Annotated in this window: 21 protein-coding genes, 1 tRNA gene and 1 riboswitch; of the genes, 10 read left to right on the forward strand and 12 right to left on the reverse strand. The window is 63.6% G+C overall.

Translation table 11 applies throughout. The annotated features are described in order from the left end of the window. The first annotated feature begins 143 nt into the window (after positions 1–143). From G8E10_RS01495 to G8E10_RS01505, 3 genes are all read left to right on the forward strand, one after another. The gene (locus G8E10_RS01495) at positions 144–803 is read left to right on the forward strand and encodes a S24 family peptidase (protein WP_110727112.1); all 660 of its coding nucleotides are present in this window, start codon (positions 144–146) and stop codon (positions 801–803) included. A gap of 13 nt (positions 804–816) precedes the next feature. Then, on the forward strand, positions 817–1,569 hold the full coding sequence (locus tag G8E10_RS01500) for a hypothetical protein (protein WP_110800194.1): 753 nt from the start codon (positions 817–819) through the stop codon (positions 1,567–1,569). Positions 1,570–1,687: 118 nt separating this feature from the next. Further along, positions 1,688–2,098: a tellurite resistance TerB family protein gene (locus tag G8E10_RS01505; protein ID WP_110800195.1), complete on the forward strand. Its 411-nt coding sequence runs from the start codon at positions 1,688–1,690 to the stop codon at positions 2,096–2,098. Positions 2,099–2,118: 20 nt separating this feature from the next. Here G8E10_RS01505 and G8E10_RS01510 read toward each other — a convergent pair whose 3' ends face one another. Beyond that, the gene (locus G8E10_RS01510) at positions 2,119–2,892 is read right to left on the reverse strand and encodes a transporter substrate-binding domain-containing protein (RefSeq protein WP_245420029.1); all 774 of its coding nucleotides are present in this window, start codon (positions 2,890–2,892) and stop codon (positions 2,119–2,121) included. Between the two features lie 158 nt (positions 2,893–3,050). Between G8E10_RS01510 and G8E10_RS01515 the strand changes: the two genes are divergently transcribed. Next, complete coding sequence (locus tag G8E10_RS01515) at positions 3,051–4,973, forward strand: glycosyltransferase family 2 protein (RefSeq protein WP_110800197.1); 1,923 nt, start codon at positions 3,051–3,053, stop codon at positions 4,971–4,973. Positions 4,974–5,033: 60 nt separating this feature from the next. Here the strand turns inward: G8E10_RS01515 and G8E10_RS01520 are convergent, their stop codons facing one another. Next, positions 5,034–6,476 carry a sensor domain-containing diguanylate cyclase gene (locus G8E10_RS01520; RefSeq protein ID WP_110800198.1) on the reverse strand — a complete coding sequence of 481 codons (1,443 nt, stop codon included), beginning with the start codon at positions 6,474–6,476 and terminating at the stop codon, positions 5,034–5,036. Between the two features lie 267 nt (positions 6,477–6,743). Here G8E10_RS01520 and G8E10_RS01525 point away from each other — a divergent pair, with 267 nt between their 5' ends. From G8E10_RS01525 to G8E10_RS01535, 3 genes are read left to right on the forward strand one after another with little or no spacing between them, the layout of a single operon-like run. Further along, complete coding sequence (locus G8E10_RS01525) at positions 6,744–8,282, forward strand: FGGY-family carbohydrate kinase (protein WP_167126208.1); 1,539 nt, start codon at positions 6,744–6,746, stop codon at positions 8,280–8,282. After that, positions 8,279–9,055 carry a DeoR/GlpR family DNA-binding transcription regulator gene (locus G8E10_RS01530; RefSeq protein WP_167126211.1) on the forward strand — a complete coding sequence of 259 codons (777 nt, stop codon included), beginning with the start codon at positions 8,279–8,281 and terminating at the stop codon, positions 9,053–9,055. Before G8E10_RS01525 ends, G8E10_RS01530 begins: the two co-directional genes overlap by 4 nt. 35 nt (positions 9,056–9,090) lie before the next feature. Next, positions 9,091–10,776, forward strand: coding sequence for a glycerol-3-phosphate dehydrogenase/oxidase (locus G8E10_RS01535; protein ID WP_281517389.1), 1,686 nt, complete (start codon positions 9,091–9,093; stop codon positions 10,774–10,776). Between the two features lie 328 nt (positions 10,777–11,104). Here G8E10_RS01535 and G8E10_RS01540 read toward each other — a convergent pair. Continuing rightward, a tRNA-Gly gene (locus tag G8E10_RS01540) sits at positions 11,105–11,178 on the reverse strand. Between the two features lie 76 nt (positions 11,179–11,254). Beyond that, the gene (locus G8E10_RS01545) at positions 11,255–12,349 is read right to left on the reverse strand and encodes a 2'-deoxycytidine 5'-triphosphate deaminase (RefSeq protein ID WP_110800201.1); all 1,095 of its coding nucleotides are present in this window, start codon (positions 12,347–12,349) and stop codon (positions 11,255–11,257) included. A 73-nt stretch (positions 12,350–12,422) separates the two neighbouring features. After that, positions 12,423–12,501: riboswitch (SAM riboswitch) on the forward strand. A 45-nt stretch (positions 12,502–12,546) separates the two neighbouring features. Here G8E10_RS01545 and G8E10_RS01550 point away from each other — a divergent pair. Beyond that, positions 12,547–13,740, forward strand: coding sequence for an O-succinylhomoserine sulfhydrylase (locus G8E10_RS01550; protein ID WP_167126217.1), 1,194 nt, complete (start codon positions 12,547–12,549; stop codon positions 13,738–13,740). Positions 13,741–13,895: 155 nt separating this feature from the next. Further along, on the forward strand, positions 13,896–14,288 hold the full coding sequence (apaG, locus tag G8E10_RS01555; protein ID WP_110727130.1) for a Co2+/Mg2+ efflux protein ApaG: 393 nt from the start codon (positions 13,896–13,898) through the stop codon (positions 14,286–14,288). A 52-nt stretch (positions 14,289–14,340) separates the two neighbouring features. Here apaG and G8E10_RS01560 read toward each other — a convergent pair whose 3' ends face one another. The 3 genes from G8E10_RS01560 to G8E10_RS01570 form a co-directional block, all read right to left on the reverse strand. Then, positions 14,341–15,327 (reverse strand): Hsp33 family molecular chaperone, encoded by a 987-nt coding sequence (locus G8E10_RS01560; RefSeq protein ID WP_167126220.1) that lies wholly within the window; start codon positions 15,325–15,327, stop codon positions 14,341–14,343. A gap of 206 nt (positions 15,328–15,533) precedes the next feature. Then, complete coding sequence (argF, locus tag G8E10_RS01565; RefSeq protein ID WP_110727133.1) at positions 15,534–16,451, reverse strand: ornithine carbamoyltransferase; 918 nt, start codon at positions 16,449–16,451, stop codon at positions 15,534–15,536. Between the two features lie 91 nt (positions 16,452–16,542). Next, positions 16,543–17,742: an aspartate aminotransferase family protein gene (locus G8E10_RS01570; RefSeq protein ID WP_167126223.1), complete on the reverse strand. Its 1,200-nt coding sequence runs from the start codon at positions 17,740–17,742 to the stop codon at positions 16,543–16,545. A gap of 437 nt (positions 17,743–18,179) precedes the next feature. Between G8E10_RS01570 and G8E10_RS01575 the strand changes: the two genes are divergently transcribed. After that, entirely contained in the window at positions 18,180–18,752 is a 573-nt protein-coding gene (locus G8E10_RS01575) for a GcrA family cell cycle regulator (protein WP_167126226.1), read from the forward strand. Positions 18,753–18,914: 162 nt separating this feature from the next. Here G8E10_RS01575 and phoB read toward each other — a convergent pair whose 3' ends face one another. The 5 genes from phoB to pstC all read right to left on the reverse strand — a co-directional run bounded on the left by phoB (position 18,915) and on the right by pstC (position 24,185). Continuing rightward, complete coding sequence (gene phoB, locus G8E10_RS01580; protein ID WP_062595195.1) at positions 18,915–19,598, reverse strand: phosphate regulon transcriptional regulator PhoB; 684 nt, start codon at positions 19,596–19,598, stop codon at positions 18,915–18,917. 187 nt (positions 19,599–19,785) lie between these two features. Continuing rightward, positions 19,786–20,496 carry a phosphate signaling complex protein PhoU gene (phoU, locus tag G8E10_RS01585; RefSeq protein ID WP_110727139.1) on the reverse strand — a complete coding sequence of 237 codons (711 nt, stop codon included), beginning with the start codon at positions 20,494–20,496 and terminating at the stop codon, positions 19,786–19,788. Between the two features lie 55 nt (positions 20,497–20,551). Beyond that, a complete protein-coding gene (pstB, locus tag G8E10_RS01590) occupies positions 20,552–21,367 on the reverse strand; it encodes a phosphate ABC transporter ATP-binding protein PstB (RefSeq protein ID WP_092931939.1) in 816 nt (271 codons plus the stop codon). A 14-nt stretch (positions 21,368–21,381) separates the two neighbouring features. Further along, complete coding sequence (gene pstA / locus G8E10_RS01595; protein ID WP_167126229.1) at positions 21,382–22,704, reverse strand: phosphate ABC transporter permease PstA; 1,323 nt, start codon at positions 22,702–22,704, stop codon at positions 21,382–21,384. Then, positions 22,701–24,185 carry a phosphate ABC transporter permease subunit PstC gene (pstC, locus tag G8E10_RS01600; RefSeq protein WP_110727145.1) on the reverse strand — a complete coding sequence of 495 codons (1,485 nt, stop codon included), beginning with the start codon at positions 24,183–24,185 and terminating at the stop codon, positions 22,701–22,703. Before pstC ends, pstA begins: the two co-directional genes overlap by 4 nt. Positions 24,186–24,250 lie beyond the last annotated feature (65 nt).

A 24,250-nucleotide genomic window follows, 5' to 3' on the forward strand; every position in this document is an offset into this window, starting at 1 on the left:
GACAAGGATTATTTTCCTCGCATTCTTTACTTAATGCTGTTTTTTGGCTAGTCTCCTGCCGGATAGAGGAGAGGTTCCGCTTCCCCGGACATGTCATCCGGACACCTTGACCAGGACACCAAGATTACCAGGACCCCGGGACGATGCTGTCACATGAGCGTATCTGGCATGCGATAGACGCCTTGGCGGAGCGGCACCAGATGTCGCCGTCGGGACTTGCCCGGCGTGCCGGCCTCGATCCGACGTCGTTCAACAAATCCAAGCGCCAGTCCGCCGATGGACGTGAGCGCTGGCCATCCACGGAATCCATCGCCAAGGTTCTCGACGCGACAGGTTCGACCATCGGGCAGTTCATGGAATTCCTGCGGCCGGACGGCGGCAAGGGCTACGACAGCGCGGAAACGCTGGCTCCGTCCAGTGCCATTCCGCTCCTCGGCTTTGCGCAGGCGGGTGCCGGCGGCTTTTTCGACGATGGCGGCTTTCCCGCGGGCCAGGGCTGGGATGTGGTCGATTTTCCCGCGGCCGGCACGAAAACGGGCGTCTACGCGCTGGAGATTCAGGGCGACAGCATGCAGCCGCTTTACCGGGATGGCGATGTGCTGATCGTGGAGCCAGGCGCGCAGGTTCGCCGTGGCGACCGTGTCGTCGTCAAGACCACCGAAGGCGAGGTCATGGCCAAGGTGCTGATGCGGCAAAGCGCGCGCGGTATCGATCTTCACTCCCTCAATCCCGAACATCCGAACCGCAGCTTCGACCTTTCCGAGGTGGAGTGGATTGCCCGGATCATCTGGGCGAGCCAGTAGGACCGTTTTCCTCATGCAACGTTCCCTGCTTCGTATTGGCGGCCCCACGCTCTGCGTCGTCCTGACCCTCGGCCTGCTTCTGGCGGGCAAGTCGGCGATCACGGGAGCGGAGAGCACGGCCGTACCGGAAATGACGCTGGAAACGCCCGATCTCAGCGACGTGCCGACGATCGGCGAAGATCCTGCTGTCAGTAATGATGTCCCCGCCGATCCCGACACGGAGGCGATGCCGTTTTCTCCCGACGTGCAGACGCCGGAGGTTGACGTGACACCGGTCCCGGTTCCCGAGCCGCCGGCGGTGGACTCGGAATCCCTGGAGCCGCCAAGCGAGGTGCCGGTCGATCCGGCCACGCTGGAGGAGACCATTCTCCGGCATCCCGTTGCTCTGTCGGCCGGTCTTGTCCAGTTCGAGGGACGAACGATCCAGATCGCGGGCGTCAAGCCGCAATCGGCCGGCCGGATCTGCCGGGCGACGACGGGTGACTGGCCGTGTGGCACCGTTGCCCGCACCGCCTTTCGCAATTTCATTCGCGCCCGGGCCTTCACCTGCCAGACGCCGAAAGGCGGATGGAGCGGAACGGTGACGGCGCGCTGCACGGTCGGCACCGATGATCCCGCGCTCTGGCTTGCCCGTAATGGCTGGGCGGAGGTGGACGGAGACGATACCGCCCTGACGGCAGCGGTAGCATCCGCGAAGACTACGGCAAAGGGTTTCTACCGCGTCGGCACGGAGCCCTCACTGCCTTCTCAGGGTGTTGCGCCTTGATGTCTCGAACGAGGTACCGCCTGAGGTAGACCTTCCAAAGGCTCGGCGTCTCCGGCAGATGTCTTGCAACAGGCCTTCAGCGACTATACGTGCGGGGCGGATGAACCCCGGAGATCGCATGTCCCAAACTTTGACCCACCAGGAAGCCCTGATCCACGTCATGGTCATGATGTCCGCGGTCGATAGCGCCATGAGCGACGAGGAGCTGGAGCGGATCGGCAAGCTCTCCCGTATCCTGCCCGTCTTCGACGACTTCGACGCAGACGACCTCGTGCCCGTGGCACAGCGCTGCGCGACCCTGCTGTCGGCACCCGAGGGGCTGGATATTCTGCTGGAGCTGGTGCGGGAAGCACTGCCGCCGCGGCTGTTCGAGACGGCCTATGCGCTGGCCGTCGATATTGCGGCGGTCGATCTCAATATCCGCACGGAGGAGCTGCGGCTCCTTGCTTTGCTGCGCGACCGTCTCGGCCTCGACAAGCTCGTCTGCGCCGCCATCGAGCGTGGCGCGCAGGCCCGCATGCGGCACTGAATAGACGCCCGGAAGCGCGATCAGTAGATACCGGTCGGGAAATACCGCAGATAGATTTCGTTGAGGCGGCCGCTGCGGGATAGCTCAAGAAGCGCGTGATCCAGCGCCTGCGTCAGGGCCGGATCGCCCTTCCGGTTCATGATCGCCAGGCCTTCGCCGAGGAAGTGCTCGGAGACATAGGCGCCTCCGACGAGCGTGCAGCAAGCTGCCGCATCGGCCGAGGCTGCCCAGAAGGACAGCTGCATGCCGTCCGAGAAGACCGCATTCACCGTGCCCGCCTTCAAGGCCTGCAGCATGGCCGCCCGATCGGGAAAGGCCTGTGCGGTGGCTGCCGGAAAGAACGCCTTGAACATGGCCTCATGCGTCGTGCCCGCGACGACGCCGACCGGCTTTGCAAGGATTGCCGACAGCTCGACTTTGGCTGCCGCGCTGGGTGATGTCCGAGCGGCAAAGCGGGCGGGGAGACGCAGGAACGGCCGCGTGAAGGCGAAGCGCTGGCGAAGGTCGTCCGTCATATCAACGCCCGCAAGGACAGCCTCGCCCTGCCCCTCCTCCAGCGCCGGCTGCAGTTCCTCGAAGGTTACGGCCTGAATCTGGCACTTCGTCTCGATCTCCAAAACCCGGCAGATCTCGCGGGCGAGATCGACGTGGAAGCCGGACAGCTTCTGCGATTGATCGATGAAGTTGAACGGCGGGAAATCGACGGTGGTCAGGAACCGCAAGCGTGCAAGCCCACTGAGATCCGGCTTTGCGATCCGCTCGCGGGCGTCGAAGGACAAAGGCAGCTCGCGCATGGGCTCTGCCGCGTGCACTGCGATACCCCCTATCCAAGCCGTCACAAAGATGATTAAGATTATCCTAATGATCGGTTGAATTGAGAAAATCCGTATCATTCTCATCAAATTCCGGCTTCAGGTCTTCAAGGGCCGACGCTGTCTGCGACGAGGTGTTCATGCGTGTCCTAGACTACCCGTCGCTGCCGGGAATGGCTACTCGAAGAGCGCGTGCCGTTTCGGAAAACACGCCTCTACCCGCCTTTTCGGTCGATCTGTTGCGCGAAGGACGCCTGCTTCTCAAGCTCGGCATCGGCAAGCCGACGATCGCCCGCATGATGCTGAGGGCACAGGAAAACGGAACAACCGCCGAGGAAGAGCTTCTGGCCTCCGGCGAGATCGTCGATACGCTGTATTTCGAGGCGCTGGCGGATCTGCTCGGGCTACCCTTCATGGCGGAGATCGATGTCGATCAGGTTCATGATGCCGAGACGCTGGATGCGCAGCTCGTCTTACCGGACATGCTGCGCCTCTACCATTCCAGCCGTCCGGCGATCACCGTCATCGTGCCCAAACTCAGCCAGATCCACGACCTCGCGCTGACGCTTGATCGACGACCGGCGCTTGCCGAGATCCTGGCCGTGTCGACGCCGCGTGCGGTGCGGACAGCTGCCTGGGCGGCGGGCCGGGAGCGGCGCGTGCGCGACACGGTCAGCCTTCTCTTCGAGGCAGCGCCGCTGCATAGCGCCCGCATCGTCTTCTGGGGCAAGCAAGGATTCTATGCCGGGCTCGGGCTTTCGCTTTTCGTTTTCTCCGCTTTTCTCGCGCCTCTCGTCTGGCTGCTGGTCACGCATCTCCTGTTGACCAGCCTCTATTTCTGCCAGCTTTTCCTGCGTGCGCGAGCTCTCCTCCATGTGAAAAAAGCCGTAACAAAGCTGCCATCCGTCGAGAGGCTCGAGGGGCAGCAGACGGGGCCTCTCCCGGTCTACTCGATCTTCGTCGCTCTCTACCGCGAGACGGAGGTGGTGGCGCAACTGGTCGGAGCCCTCGACCGTCTCGACTGGCCCCGGTCGCGCCTCGATATCAAGCTGATCTGCGAGGCTGACGATGGCGAAACGCTTGCGGCGCTGGAAGCCCTTTCGCTGTCCTCCGAATACGAGATCGTGCGCGTTCCCCCGGCCGGGCCGCGCACGAAGCCGAAGGCGCTGAGCTATGCCCTGCCCGGTGCGCGCGGTGCGTTTCTCACCATCTACGACGCGGAGGACCGGCCGGACCCGGGGCAGTTGCGGGAGGCTCATGCCGTTTTTCTTGCCGCGGATCCGCGCGTTGCGTGCCTCCAGTCGCCTTTGGTCGTCACGAATGCTAAAGCGGGCTGGCTCAGTGCGATGTTCGCGCTCGAATATGCCGCGCTGTTTCGCGGGCTCCTGCCCTTCCTGTCCTCTGCCGGTCTCCCTCTGCCACTCGGCGGCACCTCGAACCATTTTCGTGTGGATGTGCTCAAGGCGGTCGGGGGCTGGGATCCCTTCAATACGACGGAGGACGCGGATCTCGGCATGCGGCTCCATCGGCTAGGCTACCGGTCGCAGATGATCCTCCGCCCGACGCTTGAGGACGCGCCGACGGACACGGCAGCCTGGTTTGCTCAGCGGACGCGGTGGTACAAGGGCTGGCTACAGACGTGGCTCGTGATGATGCGCGACCCCGGACATCTCCATCGACAGATGGGATGGAAGGCCTTCGCAACCTCGCAGATCCTCGTGGCCGGCATGATCCTGTCGGCGCTCAGCCATCCGCTGACCATCGCCTTCCTGTTCTATCTCGGCTGGACGTTGCTGGCCGGCAACCTTTCGAGCGGAGACACGATCCTTGCCTCCTGCCTGATGCTCCTCGATATCCTCAATGTCATCGGAAGCTACGCCATCGTGATCCAGCTCGGCCGCAAGTCGATGAGCGCCGACGAGTGGCGGGCGGTGGGTGGACGATGGCGGGCCGTATCCGTCTACTGGCTGATGATTTCCGGCGCGGCCTGGGCCGCCATCATCGAGCTCTATCGCAAGCCGTTCGTCTGGAACAAGACCCCGCATCGGCCGACGGCGCCATAGAGCATTCCAGCCGGAGCGGAATCGTTTCGGCGTCGGACAATGCGGACGAGAGCCGGCCGCTCAGCGCCTCCGATTGGCCGCAGCGCGGCTGTAATAGGCCTGCTTCTGCTTGTACATGTCGATATCGGCGCGCTTGACCAGGGCTTCCATGCTCTCCGTGGCCGAACTGGTTGCGCGGCCCATGGAGACGCTGAGCGTGCCCGTGGGATAGAACTGGTTGTTGATCTTCAGGAGATCGTCGATGCTCTCGATCATCGCGGCCACCGCCATCTCGTCGGCACCGGGCATGAGCAGGGCGAATTCGTCGCCGCCGATGCGCGCGGCGCGATTGGGCCCGCTCACCGCCTCATTCAACACCTCACCCAAACGCCGCAGCAGCGCATCGCCGGCATCGTGGCCGCGCTGATCGTTCGCCTCCTTCAGACCGTTAAGATCGAGAATGACGACGGACACCGGGCGTAGCGACTTCCGCTCGATCCGGTTCAGCTCCTCCATGTAGAAGGCACGGTTGTGCAGCTTGGTCAGAACGTCGTGCTTGCCGAGATATTCCAGATAGGCTTCGGCCTTCTTGCGGGCGGTAATATCGGTCAGGGCGACCTGGACCAGCGACCAGTCGTCCTCGTGCCCCGGCAGCACGGAAAACTGCAGCAGCACGAACCGCTCGGACCCGTCGAGCGCATAGTTGACGACTTCGCGATGGTGAAACAGATTGCCGTTCCATAGCTCGATCAGTTGCTCGCGAAAATGCTGCTGCATGTTGCCGCGGAAGATCTCGGCGAGCCGATGGAACAGCGTCCGGCGGTCGGGAGCCCCGAAAAGATCGAGCGTCGCCTGATTGACGTCGATCACCCGGATCTCGCTCATGCACTGCGTGACGAACTCGGGATGAACATCGGTGAACACGCGGAAGTCCACGATGCCGCGCCGGCGCACGTCGTCCAGCAAGATCTTGATCCGGCTGAAATCTTCCACCCAGAGCGAGACCGGGGAGTGTTCGAAGATCCCTTCCGCATATTGGCGGCTTTCCCGCTCCGCGCGGGCTGCTGTTTCGCGCGCCGTCACGTCTTCCGTGGTCAGAAGGACCCGGGCCAGCGTTCCTTCGTGGCCCGGAAGCACATTGCCTCTCAGCTGGATGTCGAGCCTGCGCCCGCCCAATGTGTAATTGATGGCATTGCTGGAAAAGGCGGATTTGCCGTCGAAGAGCTGCGAGAGTTCGCTGATATGGCTGGTCAGCATGTCGTCGCGGAAGACGAGGCCGAGGTTTTCGACGAGATGATCGAGGTCGCGCGCCTCGAACAGGTCCAGCGTCCGCTTGTTGACCTTCAGTACCTTGATGCGGCTGGAGCAGGCTGCGACACGCGCGGGATCTTCGGCAAGAAAAGCGGAGATGTTCTCGACGCCCTCTCCACGCCATGTCTCGAACAAGGCGTGGACGCCGCTGAAATCCTCGATCCACATGGCGACAGGCGCCAGATCGAACGTTTGGGCTACATCGTCTTCCATCGTCACGAAATCATGGATCCTTGTTGAATCGATGTGTCATTTTTGACTGACCCTTAAAGCCGTAACCAAGAAAAGACGATCTTGCAACGCGACCGATGCTGCGCCGCACGCAAAACCGGCCTTTCGGGGTATTGCCTTGAAGAACTTGCGTGACATCCCTTTGAAAGTCACGGTCGTGTCACGCCAATTGACGGGAATATCACACATCCGTATGTTACCCCCATACCGAAGGCTGCAGCTTTCGGGTGGGGATGGGAGGACGATACGATGGATTGCCTGCTCGGCATCGACAATGGGCTGACGGTGACGAAGGCCGTCGTCTTCCGGCCGGATGGAACGCCGATTTCCGTGGCGCGGCGCCGGGTCGCGCAGTCCCTTCCGCATCCGCGCTGGGTGGAGCGCGATATGGATGGGCTCTGGACGGCCACGGCCGAGGCGATCCGCGAAGCGATCACGACAGCCGGCTGCCGTCCGTCAGACATTAAAGCAGTTGCTGCGACGGCGCATGGCGATGGCGTCTACGTGCTCGGCCGCGACAGCCGGCCGCTCGGGCCTGGCATCCTGTCGCTTGACAGCCGCGCCGGTGCATTGTCCGATGCGTGGAACGCGACGGAGATCGCCGCGCAGGCACTCGAACTCACCGGCCAGTCTCCGCATGCTTCCGCGCCATCGGCCATCCTTGCCTGGATTCGCGACAACCAGCCGGAACGGTTCGCCGGCATCGGTCATGTGCTGGCCTGCAAGGACTGGCTCCGCTTCTGCCTGACCGGCACGATCGGTACGGACCGGACGGAGGCGAGCATCTCCTTCACGAATGTCGCGACACAGGCCTTCGACCGCGACGCGCTGGCGCTGTTCGGCCTGGATGCCTTGTGGAACGCGCTTCCCGATATGGCGCCATCGGCCGCGATCGTCGGCGGCGTCACGGCCGCGGCCTCTGCGCTGACGGGGCTTCTGGAGGGAACGCCGGTCGCTGCCGGGCTGCACGACGTGACGGCCTCGGCTCTGGGGATCGGCGGGCATGAGACGGGATTGCTGTCGATCGTTGCCGGCACCTATTCGATCAACGAAGTGGTAACGGACCGGCCGGTGACCGATCCGCGCTGGCATTGCCGAAGCGCCATCGAGCCCGGACAGTGGAACAACATGGCCGTTTCCCCGGCATCCACGGCCAACTACGACTGGTTCCTCGACCAGTTCTGCCGCGCCGAGCAGAGCGAAGCCGCGAAAAGCGGCGCTGGCGTTCACGAGCTTCTGAAGCCGGAACTCGATGCCGCCTTCGGTCGTCCGTCCGATATCCTGTTCCACCCCTACCTGTTCGGTTCGCCCTATGGCAGCACGGCGAGCGCCGGCTTTTTCGGCGTTCACGGCTGGCACGATCGCGGCGACATGCTGAAGGCCGTGCTCGAAGGCATCGTCTTCAACCACAAGGCTCATGTGGACGACCTGCGGAGCGTCATGCCGATCACGGAGGCGCGGATTTCGGGCGGCGGCGCGCGAAACCCTGCGCTGTCGCAGATGTTTGCCGACGCGCTCGACCTGCCGGTGCATGTGACCTCGGCGGATGAGGCCGCAGCCTGGGGTGCGGCACTGACGGCAGGGGCAGCCATCGGCCTCTATGACAGCCCGCAGGCCGGCGCACGCCAGACCACGACGATCCTGCGCAGCCACACGCCGAACGCTGAGCGAAGGGCGGCCCTTGCGGCACGGTACACCCTTTACCGCGAGATGGCGGAAGCGATGCAGCCGCACTGGCGGGCCATCGAACGGCTGGCGGAAGGCTCGCGGAAGGCCATCGCGACATGAAAGCCGATGCGCGCCGGGACGAGATCGCCGACTACATCATGCAGGCCGGACAGGCACGCATCGAGGATCTCGTCACGCATTTCGGCGTGTCGCGCATGACCATCCACCGACATGTCGATCGCCTCGCCCATCAGGGCGTGCTGCGCAAGCTGCACGGCACCGTCACCGTTCAGCCATCAGGCCTTTACGAGAGCGCCTTCCGCTACCGCGAGACCGTGGGCAAAGCGGAGAAGGCAGCGCTGGCGCGCGCCGCGCTTGCCCATGTGGAGCCGGGACAGGCGGTGATGCTCGACGACAGCACCACCGGTGCCGCCCTTGCCGACCTTCTCGTCGGCGTGCGGCCGCTGACGGTGATCACCAACGGGCTCGTCTCTACCAACAGGCTGATCGACAACGACGAAATCGAGGTGCTCTGCCTCGGCGGCACCTATCACCGCACGTTCAATGCTTTCATCGGCCTGATAACCGAGCGCGCCGTGGCAGCGCTGCGGGCCAACGTGTTCTTCTGCTCGGCCTCGGCGGTGGAAGGCGGCACGGCCTTCATCCAGGATGCGCAGGTGACAAAGGTCAAGCAGGCGATGATGGCCGCGGCCTCGCGCCGCATCCTGCTGCTCGACTCCTCCAAATTCGGCAAGGTCGCCCTGAACGTCTTTGCCGACCTCACGGCCTTCGATGCCGTGCTGGCCACCGACCGGCTGGCAGACAGCGTCCGCGCCGATCTTCTTGCACGCGGCGTTCCCCTCAGCATCACCAAGACAGGCAGGACATCATGAGCGAAACCGTCAACGAGACGCGCTGGCCGGGCGGCATGGCCGAGCGCATGGAAGCGATCGCCAGAACCGGCACCGTCAATGTCGTCATCATCGGCGCCGGCGTCAACGGCGCCGGGTTGTTTCGCGATCTCTGCGCACAGGGGCTCACCTGCCTCATCCTCGACAAGTCGGATTACGGCTCCGGCACGAGTGCCGCACCCTCGCGGCTGATCCATGGGGGGCTGAAATATCTGGAAACGGGCGAGCTGCGGCTGGTCGCGCAATCCACCTATGAGCGTAACCTGCTGCTGCGCAACGCGCCACATTATGTGAAGCCGCTCGCGACCGTCATTCCGATCTTCTCGTGGACGAAAGGCGTCTGGTCGGCCGTGCGCACGCTCTTCGGTGCCAAGGGAACGCCGCGCAGCCGCGGCGCGCTTCTGATCAAGACCGGGCTTTCGATGTATGACGCCTATGGCGCCCGCCAGCGGGTGATGCCGCGGCACACGATGGCCGGCAAGGCCGCATCGCTGCGCAGCCTGCCGGCGCTGACGCCGCGCATCGTGGCCACCGGCACCTATTACGACGCGACCGTAACGCATCCCGAGCGACTGGTGGCCGAACTGGTGCGCGACGGCCTCGCGGCGAGCCCCACCTCCGCGGCCGTCAATCATGCACGTCTGGAAAGCCGCGCCGGCGATACGCTTATTATTTCCAGCCTGCTCGACGGCGCGCAGTTGCGCGTGAAGCCGAAGCTCGTGGTCAATGCCGGCGGGCCCTGGATCGACACGGTCAATGCGACGCTCGGCGAGACCTCCCGCATGATCGGGGGCACCAAGGGCTCGCACATCCTGCTGCGCCACGATGCGCTGCTGAAGGAACTCGCCGGCCGGATGATCTACTTCGAGGCCGATGACGGCCGCATCTGCCTCGTCTTCGACTATCTCGGCCGCGCGATGGTCGGCTCGACCGACATCAAGGCCGACCAGCCGGACAGCGTGCGCTGCGAAGATGACGAGATCGAGTATCTTCTGGACAGCCTTGGCAAGCTCCTGCCGAAGATGCAATTCGACCGCAGCCAGATCGTCTACACCTATAGCGGCATCCGTCCTTTGCCGGCTAATAATGCGAGCGATCCCGGCCTGATCAGCCGCGATCACGTGACGCCGGTGCTGGAGCCAACGGGCGACCGTCCGTTCCCCGTTCTGTCGTTGGTCGGCGGCAAGTGGACGACGTTTCGCGGCTATGCGGAAGAGGTGGCTGACACCGTGCTGAAACGTCTTGGTCGGGTGCGCACGGTTTCGACGGAAGCCATGCCCATCGGCGGAGGCCGCGACTATCCGGGTGACAATGCTGCACGCCACCGGCTGGTGGCCGATATCGCCGCGACGTCAGGCCTTTCCCAGGCGCAAACGGTGGCGCTGTTTGCCCGCTACGGAACGACGGCGCGCACTGTCGCTCTGCACATCGCCGCATCGAGCGCAGCGCCCCTTCCCGACGCGCCGGACCATGTCGAGGGCGAGATCGATTATCTCGTACGCCACGAGCAGGTGGGACGGCTCGCCGATATCGTGCTTCGCCGCACGGCGCTTGCCGTCACGGGCACGCTGACGCTGCGTCTCCTTCGCCGTATCGCGGAGATTGCCGGGCAGGCGCTCGATTGGAATGCGGCGAGGATAGAGCAGGAGATCGAGAGCGTCAGAGACGAACTCTCGCGACTGCATGGCGTGACCCTGGCTTAGTCGCCGGGGTCCCATCGCTTGATGTGCGCCAATATCTCGAGATCGCCTCGGACAATAAAAAAGGCCGGGGCGAAACCGCACCGACCTTCCTCATTCGCTTTTATCAAGTTGCCAGTACATCCGTGGTCAAATCGACGAAAGCTTGTATCGGACCCGAGAACATCTCTTTTCGAAACGCTCGACCGGTTGCCGATGAGAGAGATATAGGAGCCGAATGTGACGACTTCAAGTCGAAGCCGAATTTTCTTCGCAGAATCATTCTGATCGAGATTTTTGTTCCAGGAAGCGGCTCAGTGATACGCCGTTTCGCTCGAACCCCTGAGATAGCTGGAGCGGGTGAAGGGAATCGAACCCTCGTATTCAGCTTGGGAAGCTGCTGCTCTACCATTGAGCTACACCCGCCGATGCGCCAGACATCCAACAGATGCGGCGGCGTGTCAATCCTCAAGCGAGAATACGAGGCTTCGAAACGCGCTTATCAGCCGCGAAAATGCTTGGAAAGCTTCAAGCCCTGCGCCTGATAGTTCGAGCCGACGCCAAGGCCGTAGAGCCCTTTCGGGCGCTCCATCATGTGTTCGTAAACGAGGCGGCCGACGATCTGGCTGTGTTCGAGAATGAAGGGCACCTCGTGGCTGCGCACTTCGAGCACGGCGCGGCTGCCGGTGCCGCCGGCCTGCGCATGGCCGAAGCCGGGGTCGAAGAAGCCGGCATAGTGGACGCGGAACTCGCCGACCAGCGGGTCGAACGGCGTCATTTCCGCTGCAAAGAGCGGCGGCACGTGCACGGCCTCGCGCGAGACGAGGATGTAGAACTCGTCGGGATCGAGGATGAGTTCGTCGGCACCGCGGCTGTAGAGCGGCTCCCAGAAATCGTAGATCCCGTGCGCACCCTTGCGGTCCACATCCACCACCGCCGTGTGGTGCTTGCCGCGATAGCCGATCAGCCCGTCGGGGCCGGTGCCCTTGAGGTCGATGGACAGCGCGATGCCGGCGCCGGACACGTTCGGAGTATCGCTCGCCACCAGCGTCTCGGTGCGGTGAAGCTCGAGAACTTCGGTCTCGGTCAGCAGTGCATGGCCGATCCGGAAGCGGATCTGCGACAGGCGCGAGCCGCGCCGCACGATGATGGGAAAGGTGCGCGGGCTGATTTCGAGGTAGAGCGGGCCGCGATAGCCGGCGGGGATCTTGTCGAACTCCTGCGCACGATCGGTGATGACGCGGGTGAAGATATCGAGCCGGCCGGTAGAGCTTTTCGGGTTGGCCGAGGCCGACATGGATGGCGGCAGATCGAGGCTTTCCATCAGGGGCACGATGTAGACGCAGCCCGTTTCGAGCACCGCGCCTTCGCTCAGGTCGATCACATGCAGCTTGAGGCGATCGAGCTTGTCGGCGACGAGATGTCCCGGGCCGGGCATGAAGCTCGCGCGCACGCGGAAGGCCCGGGCGCCGAGCCGCAGGTCGAGGCTCGCCGGCTGGATCTGGTCGTCGTCCAGCGGCCCTTCGCTGAGAAGACGGCCTTGCTCGAACAGCGAAGCGATTGCGCTATCCGCCAGAATGCCCGTTTCGCGCGCCATGCCATCATCCTTTTTTAGAGGCCGACAAAACCAAATACGGCCGATTGACGCAAGCGGGGCGAAGACGTATGGGAACTTATCCCGTGGTGATTTGGCCGGTCGGCTTGCAGCCACGTTAAACAAATGGCTAAAAAGACCGGGCTCGAACCGGTCTGCTTTACGCGACCGGTTTTTTTGTTTCTGGAAGGAGACAATTGATGAGCACGGCAAACAACACCTGGCGCCCGGCGACACAGCTCGTTCACGGCGGCACCACCCGCTCCAGCCACGGCGAAACCTCCGAGGCGATCTTCCTGACGCAGGGCTTCGTCTACGAGACGTCGGAAGCCGCGGAAGCGCGCTTCAAGGGCGAGACGGACGGCTTCATCTATGCCCGCTACGGCAGCCCCACCAATGACATGTTCGAAAAGCGCATGTGCCTGCTGGAAGGCGCCGAAGATGCGCGCGCCACGGCCTCGGGCATGGCGGCGGTCTCGGCGGCCATCCTCTGCCAGCTGAAGGCCGGCGATCATATCGTTGCGGCCCGCGCGCTCTTCGGCTCGTGCCGCTGGGTCGTGGAAACGCTGGCGCCGTCCTATGGCATCGAATGCACGCTGGTCGATGGCCGGTTCATCGAGAACTGGGAAAAGGCGATCCGCCCGAACACCAAGGTCTTCTTCCTGGAAAGCCCGACCAATCCGACGCTGGAAGTGGTCGATATCGCGGCCGTGGCCAAGCTTGCCGATGCAGCGGGTGCCAAGCTTGTGGTGGACAACGTCTTTGCGACGCCGCTGCTGCAGAAGCCGCTCGAACTCGGCGCGCATGTCGTCGTCTATTCCGCCACCAAGCATATCGACGGCCAGGGCCGGTGCCTCGGCGGCGTCATCCTGTCGTCGAAGGACTGGATCGACGAGCATCTGCACGACTACTTCCGCCACACGGGCCCTGCCCTGTCGCCGTTCAACGCCTGGACGCTTCTGAAGGGCATCGAAACCCTGCCGCTGCGCGTTCGCCAGCAGAGCGAGAACGCGGCGAAGGTTGCCGATTTTCTTGCCGAGCAGAACCAGATCGCCCGCGTGATCTATCCCGGCCGGAAAGATCATCCGCAGGCCGACATTATCGCCAAGCAGATGAAAGGCGGCTCCACGCTGGTCTGCTTCGAGATGAAGGGTGGCAAGGATGCGGCGTTCGCGCTGCAGAACGCGCTCGAGATCGTCAAGATTTCCAACAATCTCGGCGACGCCAAGAGCCTGATCACGCATCCGGCGACGACGACACACAAGAACCTTGCCGAGGACGCCCGCGCCGAGCTCGGGATTTCCGACGGCACCGTGCGCCTCTCGGCCGGGATCGAGGACAGCGACGACCTGATCGAGGATTTCGCTCGGGCGCTCAAGGCCGTTTCGGCCTGAGTCACCTCTTCTGCCATCGCTAAACGCTTGAAAATCGCGCCTCACGGGCGCGATTTTTCTTTGTGCCGCGCTGCAACACACTTTCCGCGGGCGTTATTCTTCGGGAAACCATCTGGCTCTAGAATAGAGCTCAGCGACTGGAAAGGTTTTGCATCATGTATCGCGCGCTGACACGGGACATCGAGGTCACCGTAGAGCCCTATTATCTGGAGGATCAGTCCGATCCCGAAGACGGGCGCTACGTCTGGGGCTACCGGATCCTGATCTCCAACCGCTCCGTCAAGACGGTGCGGCTGATGACGCGCTACTGGCACATTACCGATGAAAACGGGCAGGTGGACGAGGTGAACGGCCCCGGCGTGATCGGCGAGCAGCCGGTGCTCAACCCCGGCGACACGTTCGAATACTCCTCCGGCTGCCCGCTCGACACGCCATCCGGCGTGATGTTCGGCCACTACGCAATGGAGACGCCCGAAGGTGAGACCTTCACGGTGGATATTCCCGCCTTCTCGCTGGATCTGCCCGGCCTCAGCCGCACGCTGAACTGACCCCCGGCCGCAAGAGCCGGGAGCCTATTCGGCGAGGTCTCGCCGGGTCGGCTTACTGCGGACGGACTTCCGTCGCCTCGAAGGTGTAGGTGGTCGAGCAGAACTCGCAGGTCACCGAAATGACGCCATCCTCCACGGTGCTTTCGATCTCCTCCTGGCTAAAGCTAGCGAGGACATCGCGAAGCTTCTCGCGCGAGCAGGCGCACTGGTCGTAGACCGCCTGCGGCGGATAGACCCGTACCCCGCGCTCATGAAACAGTCGAAAGAGCAGCCGTTCGGTACCGACCGTGGGGTCGGTCAGCTCGTCGGCATCGATCGTCTCCACCATCACGCGGGCTTCGTCCCACAGATCGTCCACGCTGCCATCGAAGCTCTCGTCACCATCGCCACCATGCAGATCCTGCTGGCGCATGCGGTCCGGCGCTTCCGGCAGAAACTGCGCGACCATGCCGCCGGCACGCCAGCGGTGACGCGGCTTTCCATTCTCGTCGCGATCCAGAAGCTCGGCGACGCCGAGGCGCACCTTGGTTGGGATCTGCTCCGACTGGCGGAAGTAGACGCCGGCGATCTCCTCGAGCGAGGCGCCGTCGAGTGGCACGATGCCCTGATAGCGCTGGGTGAACTCGCCTTGATCGATGGTGAAGGCGAGAACGCCCTGTCCGAGAAGAGCCTGTGAATCGGTCTCGCCCTTCTCGATGGCGCTGGCCAAGGCCTCCTCGTCGTAGCGGGCATAGGCCCGCACGCGGTCGGGCGTCGAGAAATCGGCGACGACGAGATCGACAGGACCGTCGCTCTTCGTCTGGATGATCAGCTTGCCGTCGAACTTCAGCGAGGTACCGAGCAGCACCGTCAGCACCACCGTTTCGGCCACGAGGCGCGCGACCGGAAGCGGATAATTGTGACGTTCGAGGATGGCGTCCAGCATCGGCCCGAGCTGGACGGCGCGGCCGCGCACATCGAGACCTTCCACCTGAAAGGGCACGACGCGGTCATCGCCCGCATAGCCGAATTCGCCGAGATCCGGTCCCTTGTCCACCATGTCCATACTCCTCATGCAAGACCCGCCACGGCGAGCCCGAACGCAGATGACGGCTCCCCGGACAGGTCCGGGAATCGCAAGCCGCAACTCCATTCTATTGGATTGATATGAAATGCCAGCAAAAAACCGTGGCATCCCGCTTGGCCCTAGATCGGGAGCCGGATGCCGGTTTTCAAGGCTTGAGCCCTGCGAGCCGATGGCAAACCTCAGAGCGCGCCGAGGCACCAAGCAAGGATCGACTTCTGCGCGTGCAGGCGGTTCTCGGCCTCGTCGAACACGACGGACTGGCGGCCGTCGATCACCTCGTCGGTCACTTCCTCGCCACGATGCGCCGGCAGGCAGTGCATGAACAGTGCGTTCTCATCCGCCTTCGACATCAGGGCGGCATTGACCTGATACGGCTGGAAGACATTGTGGCCGCGGGCGCGATGTTCCTGGTTCATCGACACCCATGTGTCCGTCACCACGCAGTCCGCTCCGGCCACCGTCTTTTCCGGATCGTGCGACAGGACGACGTTACCGCCATTGTTGCGCGCCCAGTTGAGGATCTTGTCGTCGGGCTCGGAGCCGAGCGGCACGGCCATCTTCATCGTGTAACCGAAACGGGCGGAGCCCTCGATGAAGGAGTGCAGCACGTTGTTGCCGTCGCCGGTCCAGGCGATGGTCTTGCCCTTTACGGGGCCGTTATGCTCCTCGAAGGTCATGATGTCAGCCATGATCTGGCAGGGGTGCGTCGTATCCGTCAGCGCGTTGATGACGGGCACGGTGGCGTGTTCGGCAAGTTCGAGAAGGCGGCTGTGGTCCGTCGTGCGGATCATGATCGCATCGACATAGCGCGACAGGACCTTGGCGGTATCGCCGATGGTCTCGGCGCGACCGAGCTGCATTTCCGTGCCCGACAGGAACAGCGTCTCGCCGCCAAGCTGCCGCATGCCGACGTCGAAGGACACGCGGGTCCGCGTCGAAGGCTTTTCGAAGATCATGGCGAGCATCTTGCCGGCCAGCGGCTTCTCGGCTGTCCCGGCCTTGGTCGCTGCCTTTCGCACCCGCGCATCATCGATGATGGAGCGCAGGTTCTCGGCCGACATGGCGGAGAGATCGAGGAAGTGCCGGGTATCAGCCATGGAAATGCGTGTCCTGTCCTTGTCCCATCGGGGCTTCAGCCCCCTGTCCGGGCCTGGGTGTCGGTAATCCTGGGTGTGGGGTGGCGCGGCCTTAAGCGGTCGCGCGCTGCTTCACGGCCGTCAGCGTCTCGCTGGCGCGCTCGATGCGGGCGAGGCCCTCGCGGGCTTCCTCCGCGGTGGTGATCAGCGGTGGCAGCAGACGGATGACGTTTTCGCCGGCAGGAACGGCCAGCATCTTTTCCGCCCGGATCGCCTTCAGCAGGTCCGCGGAGGGAACCACCGCCTTGATGCCGAGCATGAGGCCTTCGCCGCGGATTTCCTCGATCACGTCGGGGAAGCGGTCGGCAAGCGACGCCAGGCCCTGGCGGAAGACGAGCGAAACATCGCGGACGTGCTCAAGGAAGCCGTCGCCCAGAACCACGTCGAGCACGGCATTGCCGACGGCCATGGCGAGCGGGTTGCCGCCATAGGTGGAGCCATGCGTGCCGGCGACCATGCCGGATGCGGCCTCTTCCGTCGCAAGGCAGGCGCCAAGCGGAAAGCCGCCGCCGATACCCTTGGCGGCCGCCAGAATATCCGGCGCAATGCCGGACCATTCATAGGCGAAGAGCTTGCCGGTCCGGCCGACGCCGCACTGGACTTCGTCGAAGATCAGCATCAGGCCGTATTCGTCGCAGAGGTCGCGCAGCGCCTGCAGAAAGGCCTTGGGTGCCGGGCGTATGCCGCCCTCGCCCTGGATCGGCTCGATCAGGATCGCAGCGGTCTCCTCGGTGATCGCATCCTTGACGGCATCGAGATCGCCGAAGGGGACCTGCACGAAGCCGGGCGCCTTGGGGCCGAAGCCTTCGAGATACTTCGCCTGTCCGCCGGCTGCAATCGTCGCGAGCGTGCGGCCGTGAAACGCGCCTTCGAAGGTGATGACGTGGAAACGCTCCGTCCGGCCCTTGGCGAACTGGTAGCGGCGCGCGGTCTTGATGGCGCATTCCAGCGCTTCCGCGCCGGAATTGGTGAAGAAGACCTTGTCGGCGAAGGTGTTGTCGGTCAGGCGCTTGGCAAGCTTTTCCTGGCCGGGAATTTCGTAGAGGTTCGACAGATGCCAGACCTTTTCGGCCTGATCCTTCAACGCCGCCACCAGATGCGGATGGGCGTGGCCGAGCGAATTGACCGCGACGCCGGCGGCGAAATCGAGATAGCGCGAGCCATCTTCCGCCACCAGCCAGACACCCTCGCCGCGCTCGAAGCGCAGCGGCGCGCGCATGTAGGTCTCGTAAAGCGGGGTTGTCTCGGCCATCGTGCCAATCTCCTCGTCCTGTCCGCGCGGGCTGCGGGAAGGTTCGATCTGTTTTGCAGAGACCGGCAGTGCCGGCCCGAAATTAAAAATACCGCCCTGACGGCGGCGAGCGCACTATCGGTATTTCAGGTGCCGCTGTCAACAAAAGTCCCGGAATTACAGCCTTGTCGCGCGTTTTTCGGGCGCGATGCTTTCTGGAGAAAAGGCCTTGCAAATATATCACGCGGTGACAGCAAGTTGGGGAAAACCCAAAAATCGATTCGGGTCGATTCACCGGACTCTTGTCAGGGAGTCACCCCGTCTCTAGGTTAGCAAATAATTGCTAGACGCATGCGGCGGACCTAGTCACCAAAAGAGTCAAGGCGTTGCAGCTTCGGAGCCATCCGGGGCGCGGTGAGGGATTCGTCCTTCATGAACGGCCTGGAACGGAGACGACCATGAATTGGACTGACGAGCGGGTTGAGAGACTGAAGAAGCTCTGGGCCGAGGGGTTGAGCGCGAGCCAGATCGCGGCGCAGCTCGGCGGCGTCAGCCGTAATGCCGTCATTGGCAAGGTTCATCGCCTGTCGCTTCCCGGTCGTGCCAAAGCCGGTGGTGCCGCTCCGAGCGCAAACCGCCCGAAGCGTCCCGTCGTCGCCGCACGCCCGGCAGCCCCGGAAGCCGTCGTCGCCAACGCCGCTCCGCGCGCAGCACCGCTGCGCCCCATGGCGCGCCCGGTCAGCACGATGAACGTGATCGAGGATTCCGAAAGCGCCTTCGCACCGGAAACCGCACTGACGGTGACCGGCAGCGGGACGGGCGGCGCAACGGGCAGCAATGTCGTCGTGCCGATGTCGCGCAAGCTCGTTCTGACGCAGCTCACCGACCGCACCTGCAAGTGGCCGATCGGCGATCCGATGAAGGAGGAATTCCACTTCTGCGGCAACGACTCTCCGGATAGCTCGCCCTACTGCACCTTCCACGCCAAGCTGGCCTACCAGCCCTCGGCCGAGCGTCGCCGCGCGCGATAAACGCCTGACAGACCACAAAAGAAAAGACCTTTTTCGTCCTGCGAAGAAGGTCTTTTGCGTTATGGACAATGGGGTATGCTCGTCTGCACCGGGGGCAAGGCCAATCGACAGCCATGCAGCCCTCGAAGACGTTACGCTTCGCGAGCGAAGCGCCGGCTTCGTTCAGCTTTCGAGCGAGTAGCCCGCGCCGCGGACCGTGCGGATGACGTCCTGCATATTGGAGAAGTTGAGGGCCTTGCGCAGGCGGCCGACATGGACGTCGACGGTGCGCTCGTCGACATAGATGTCATGCCCCCAGACGCCGTCGAGAAGCTGCGAGCGGGAGAAGACGCGGCCGGGCGAGGCCATGAAGAATTCGAGGAGGCGAAACTCCGTCGGCCCGAGGCGGACTTCGCGGGTCTTGCGGTGAACGCGGTGGGTTTCGCGGTCCAGCTCGATATCGCCGCATTTCAGAAGCGAGGACAGGACTTCGGGACGCGCACGGCGCAGCATGGCTTTCACGCGCGCGATCAGCTCGGGCGTCGAGAACGGCTTGACGACATAATCGTCGGCGCCGGTGGCAAGGCCGCGAACCCGCTCGCTCTCCTCGCCCCGCGCCGTCAGCATGATGATCGGCAGGCGTTCCGTTTCGCTGCGCTGGCGCAGGCGCCGGCAAAGCTCGATGCCGGAAACGCCGGGCAGCATCCAGTCGAGGATCAGAAGATCGGGCAGCCGCTCCTGCAGCCGCACCTCCGCCTCGTCGCCCCGGTTGATGGTGTCGACATCGAAGCCTTCGGCCTCGAGATTGTAACGCAGGAGGACGCTCAGCGCTTCTTCATCTTCGACAACGGCAATTTTCGGCTGCATTTCTGGACTCCGTAGTGCCCTTGCCGCGAGACAAGGCTTTCGCCAGAACCCGAGGGTGGCGATCATCGTTGACAGTTTATGCGTGGCGCAGAGGCCACCGGATGGCTGCATACCTTCAGCCGAACGTCCGCCGGCCTCAAGACCGGAGGCGATGGCGCAGGAGCGCTTCGGCTCCCGCGCCCCTCGCTCAGGTGGCGAGTGCGCCGACGGTGTTCGACGAGTCGTCCTTCGGACGTTCGCCCAGCGGCTGCGCACCGGTCGTCATGTAGTAGATCGTCTCGGCGATGTTGGTCGCATGGTCGCCGATGCGCTCGATGTTCTTGGCGCAGAACAGGAGATGCGTGCAGGGTGTGATGTTGCGCGGATCTTCCATCATGTAGGTCAGGAGTTCGCGGAACAGTGAGGTGTAGATCGCGTCGATCTCGCCGTCGCGCTCGCGGATGGCCTTCGCCTTCTCGGCCGAACGGGATGCGTAGACATCCAGCACTTCCTTCAGCTGCATCAGCGTCAGTTCGGCCAGATGCTCGATCCCGCGGGACAGCTGCCGCGGCAGGCTGGCGCTGGAGACGGCGATGACGCGCTTGGCCGTGTTCTTGCCAAGGTCGCCCACGCGCTCGAGATCGGCCGCGATGCGGATCGACCCCATGATTTCGCGCAGGTCGGCCGCCATCGGCTGACGCTTGGCAATCGTCACGATCGCCTTCTCGCCGATCTGGCGCTCGGCGTCGTCGAGCACGACGTCGTCGGAGATGACCTTCTGGGCGAGGCCCAGATCGGCATTGACGAGGGCGCGAACGGATTCGGCCACCATCTGCTCAGCAAGGCCACCCATCTCGGAGATACGGCGGCTCAGATATTTCAGGTCTTCGTCATAGACGGATGCGATATGGGTTGCCATGGATCCTGTCCTTGGAGTTCGGTCACGGGCGCAAAGCTGTCGGTCTGGCGACCGATCAGCCGAAGCGGCCCATGATGTAATCCTGGGTGCGCTGGTCATCCGGATTGGTGAACATCTTGTCGGTGTCGTTCTCCTCGACGAGATTGCCGAGGTGGAACATGGCGGTGCGCTGCGAGACGCGGGCTGCTTGCTGCATGGAGTGCGTGACGATCACGATCGTGTAGTTGGCGCGCAGCTCGTGGATCAGTTCCTCGACCTTGGCGGTGGCGATCGGGTCGAGCGCCGAACAGGGCTCGTCCATGAGGATGACCTCGGGGCTGACGGCAACGGCGCGCGCGATGCAGAGACGCTGCTGCTGGCCGCCGGAGAGGCCTGTGCCGGACTCGTGCAGGCGGTCCTTGACCTCGTTCCACAGACCGGCCTTCTGCAGGCTCTGCTCGACGATGGCGTCGAGTTCGGCCTTGGTGCGGGCGAGACCGTGGATCTTCGGGCCGTAGGTCACGTTTTCGTAGATGGACTTCGGAAACGGGTTCGGCTTCTGGAAAACCATGCCGACGCGGGCTCGCAGTTCGACGACGTCGATCGAGGGATCGTAGATATCACCGCCGTCAAGCGTGATCTTGCCCGTGACCTTGCAGTGGTCGATCGTGTCGTTCATGCGGTTGAGAGTCCGCAGGAAGGTGGACTTGCCGCAGCCCGAAGGGCCGATCAGCGCCGTAACCGTGTTTTCGCGGATGTTGAGATTCACGTCGAACAGCGCACGCTTTTCGCCGTAGTAGACCGACACATCCTTGCCGATCATCTTGTGAGGGACAGCATTCATCTTCTGATCGACCGCCTTTTCGAGAGTCGCTTCTGACATCATGTTCATTGTTTTCTACCTCACTACCAGCGTCGTTCAAAGCGGCGCCGCAACAGGATTGCGCCAAGGTTCATGACCACCAGGAAGATCAGGAGCACGATGATCGCGCCGGAGGTCCGTTCGACAAATGCACGTTCGGCTTCATTGGCCCACATGTAGATCTGGACCGGCAGTGCCGTGGAAGGTTCGAGCGGCGAGCCCGGGAAATCGACCACGAAGGCCACCATGCCGATGAGAAGCAGCGGCGCGGTTTCGCCGAGCGCATGCGCCAGGCCGATGATGGTGCCCGTGAGGATCCCCGGCATGGCAAGCGGCAGGACGTGGTGGAAGATGGTCTGCATCTTCGAGGCACCGAGACCGAGGGCTGCGGCCCGGATGGACGGCGGCACGGCCTTCAGCGCCGCACGCGTGGCGATGATGATCGTGGGCAGCGTCATCAACGTGAGGACGAGACCGCCGACGAGGGCCGCCGAGCGCGGCATGCCGGCGAAGTTGATAAAGATCGACAGGCCGAGCAGACCGTAGACGATGGAGGGAACGGCCGCGAGATTGTTGATGTTGACCTCGATAAGGTCGGTCAGCTTGTTCTTCGGCGCGAACTCTTCGAGATAGATCGAGGCGGAGACACCGATCGGCAGCGCGAGCGCCAGCACGATCAGCATCATGTAGAGCGAGCCGAGCGCTGCGACGCCGATACCGGCAGCTTCGGGACGCGAGGATGCGCCCGAGGTGAAGAGGCCCGTGTTGAAGGACTTCGTCATCGCGCCGTCCTGCGCGAGGGTCTGCATCCAGCCGAGCTGCTTGTCCTTCACCTTGCGGTTGGCTTCCGCAACGGTCACGTCGATCTGGCCCTTGTTGGCCGAGTCGATGTTGCCTTCCGCCAGAAGCGCCACCGACACCGTCTGGCCGATGATCGCAGGGTTGGCGACGACGACGTCGCGAAGCTGCGTACGGGCGCTGGCCGAAACCATGTCGGTCGCCAGCTTGACCTCCGCACGGTTGGCCGGGTCCAGCCCCAGCTTCTGCACCAGCGCATCGCGCACCAGCAGCGGATAGTTCGCCGTCATCAGCTTGGCAGGGTTGGTCGCCCGTTCGTTCTTCGGGTCGATGATCTGTTCGCTGAACGTGATCGGCAGGACGATCTCGGTCTGCAGGAAGGCCGTGTAGCCCTTGGACACGACCGTCCAGAGCAGGAGACCGAGGAAGAAGATGCCGATGGAGATGGCGCCGATGCCATAGGCCCGGAAGCGGCGTTCTGCGGCGTAGCGGCGCTTGATGCCGATATCGCGACGGGTGGATGCGGGACGCTGCGACGCACCGGCGAGCGATGAGGTCATGTCGGTCATTCGTACTGTTCCCGGTATTTGCGCACGATGTAGAGCGCGTAAATGTTGAGGCAGAGCGTGATGGCAAAGAGCGTGATGCCGAGCGCGAAGGCGACGAGGGTTTGCGGAGAGGTGAACTCCAGGTCGCCCGTCAACTGGTTGACGATCTTCACCGTGACGGTCGTCATCGGCTCGAAGGGGTTGATCTGCATGCGGGCGGCGACACCGGCCGCAAGCACCACGATCATCGTCTCACCGACGGCGCGGGATGCCGTGAGCAGAAGCGCACCGACGATGCCGGGAAGAGCGGCAGGCAGGACGACGCGCTTGATGGTTTCCGACCGCGTGGCACCGAGGCCGAGCGAACCGTCGCGCAGCGAGCCGGGCACCTGCGTGATGATGTCATCCGACAGCGAGGACACGAAGGGGATCAGCATGATGCCCATGACGAGGCCGGCGGTGAGAACGCTCTGCGCCTGGATGAAGCTGGCATAGTTGCCGGTGACGAGGCCATTCAACTGGCCCGAGATATCGCGCAGGAACGGGCCTACCGTGACGAGGGCGAAGAAGCCGTAGACGATGGTCGGGATGCCGGCGAGGATTTCGAGCAGCGGCTTGGCGATCGAGCGCACCGTGCTGTTGGCATATTCCGCCATGTAGATGGCGGCGAACAGGCCGATCGGCACGGCAAAGAGCATGGCGACGAAGGCGATGTAGAGCGTGCCGGCGAGGAGCGGCAGGAGGCCGAACTGCCCGGCCTGCCCCGCCTGACCGGCTGCGGCGAAGCGCGGATCCCATACCGTACCGAAGAAGAACTCCATCGGCGACACCGAGGCGAAGAAGCGCAGGGCTTCCGACAGCATGGAGCCGATGATGCCGACGGTGGTAAGGATGGCGATGGACGATGCGAGGATCAGGCCGCCGAGAATGACCTGCTCGACACGGTTGCGGGCCCGGAAGCGCTGCGAGATGCCGCGGAGCGCCAGAAGCGTTCCACCGATGGCCAGCAGCAGCACGACACCGGCCATGGCGAGATGGCTGTTTGCCGTCATCCGGTTGAAAGTCGTGGCGGACTCGATCATCCAGGGTTCGCCGGCGCCGGCCAGCGGAATGCCCTTGGCACCCATGGCGTCGCGAAGATTGATGGAACCGCTGTCGAGCGCACTGCGCTCGGCGTCCGAGAGAAGGGCGAGACCGCGTGCAACCGACTTGACCTGGCCGAGTGCCAGCTGGGCGGGCGCGTTGCCCTGGTTCAGGACCTCGGTCGGCAGATGGAAAAGCACGCTGCGATCGATCATCGGCGGCGCGGCGACGAGCCAGACGGCGAGCACGACGAGCGAAGGAAGCAGAGCCCAGATGGCGGCGTAGCTGCCGTGGTAGCCGGGCAGAGAATGCAGCGAGGAAAGCTTGCCGCCGGCCGTGGCCATGGCCCGCGAACGACCCATCACGAAGGCGGATGCGCCGACGAGCAGGACGAGGAGAAAGAGGAGAGAAGCGCTCATGGTCTGGGTCCCCCGGTCGTTTCACGACATCGCATGCTGCAAGATCGGACGCCGGCCATTCGAAC

The sequence above is a fragment of the Ferranicluibacter rubi genome (assembly GCF_011603255.1).
GTDB lineage: Bacteria > Pseudomonadota > Alphaproteobacteria > Rhizobiales > Rhizobiaceae > Ferranicluibacter > Ferranicluibacter rubi.

Excerpts from the sequence above, each read along its gene's own strand:
- G8E10_RS01495 (WP_110727112.1), top strand. The coding sequence starts at position 144 with ATGCTGTCACATGAGCGTATCTGGCATGCGATAGACGCCTTGGCGGAG.
- G8E10_RS01500 (WP_110800194.1), top strand. The coding sequence starts at position 817 with ATGCAACGTTCCCTGCTTCGTATTGGCGGCCCCACGCTCTGCGTCGTC.
- G8E10_RS01505 (WP_110800195.1), top strand. The coding sequence starts at position 1,688 with ATGTCCCAAACTTTGACCCACCAGGAAGCCCTGATCCACGTCATGGTC.
- G8E10_RS01510 (WP_245420029.1), bottom strand. The coding sequence starts at position 2,892 with ATGCGCGAGCTGCCTTTGTCCTTCGACGCCCGCGAGCGGATCGCAAAG.
- G8E10_RS01515 (WP_110800197.1), top strand. The coding sequence starts at position 3,051 with ATGCGTGTCCTAGACTACCCGTCGCTGCCGGGAATGGCTACTCGAAGA.
- G8E10_RS01520 (WP_110800198.1), bottom strand. The coding sequence starts at position 6,476 with ATGGAAGACGATGTAGCCCAAACGTTCGATCTGGCGCCTGTCGCCATG.
- G8E10_RS01525 (WP_167126208.1), top strand. The coding sequence starts at position 6,744 with ATGGATTGCCTGCTCGGCATCGACAATGGGCTGACGGTGACGAAGGCC.
- G8E10_RS01530 (WP_167126211.1), top strand. The coding sequence starts at position 8,279 with ATGAAAGCCGATGCGCGCCGGGACGAGATCGCCGACTACATCATGCAG.
- G8E10_RS01535 (WP_281517389.1), top strand. The coding sequence starts at position 9,091 with ATGGCCGAGCGCATGGAAGCGATCGCCAGAACCGGCACCGTCAATGTC.
- G8E10_RS01545 (WP_110800201.1), bottom strand. The coding sequence starts at position 12,349 with ATGGCGCGCGAAACGGGCATTCTGGCGGATAGCGCAATCGCTTCGCTG.
- G8E10_RS01550 (WP_167126217.1), top strand. The coding sequence starts at position 12,547 with ATGAGCACGGCAAACAACACCTGGCGCCCGGCGACACAGCTCGTTCAC.
- apaG (WP_110727130.1), top strand. The coding sequence starts at position 13,896 with ATGTATCGCGCGCTGACACGGGACATCGAGGTCACCGTAGAGCCCTAT.
- G8E10_RS01560 (WP_167126220.1), bottom strand. The coding sequence starts at position 15,327 with ATGGTGGACAAGGGACCGGATCTCGGCGAATTCGGCTATGCGGGCGAT.
- argF (WP_110727133.1), bottom strand. The coding sequence starts at position 16,451 with ATGGCTGATACCCGGCACTTCCTCGATCTCTCCGCCATGTCGGCCGAG.
- G8E10_RS01570 (WP_167126223.1), bottom strand. The coding sequence starts at position 17,742 with ATGGCCGAGACAACCCCGCTTTACGAGACCTACATGCGCGCGCCGCTG.
- G8E10_RS01575 (WP_167126226.1), top strand. The coding sequence starts at position 18,180 with ATGAATTGGACTGACGAGCGGGTTGAGAGACTGAAGAAGCTCTGGGCC.
- phoB (WP_062595195.1), bottom strand. The coding sequence starts at position 19,598 with ATGCAGCCGAAAATTGCCGTTGTCGAAGATGAAGAAGCGCTGAGCGTC.
- phoU (WP_110727139.1), bottom strand. The coding sequence starts at position 20,496 with ATGGCAACCCATATCGCATCCGTCTATGACGAAGACCTGAAATATCTG.
- pstB (WP_092931939.1), bottom strand. The coding sequence starts at position 21,367 with ATGAACATGATGTCAGAAGCGACTCTCGAAAAGGCGGTCGATCAGAAG.
- pstA (WP_167126229.1), bottom strand. The coding sequence starts at position 22,704 with ATGACCGACATGACCTCATCGCTCGCCGGTGCGTCGCAGCGTCCCGCA.
- pstC (WP_110727145.1), bottom strand. The coding sequence starts at position 24,185 with ATGAGCGCTTCTCTCCTCTTTCTCCTCGTCCTGCTCGTCGGCGCATCC.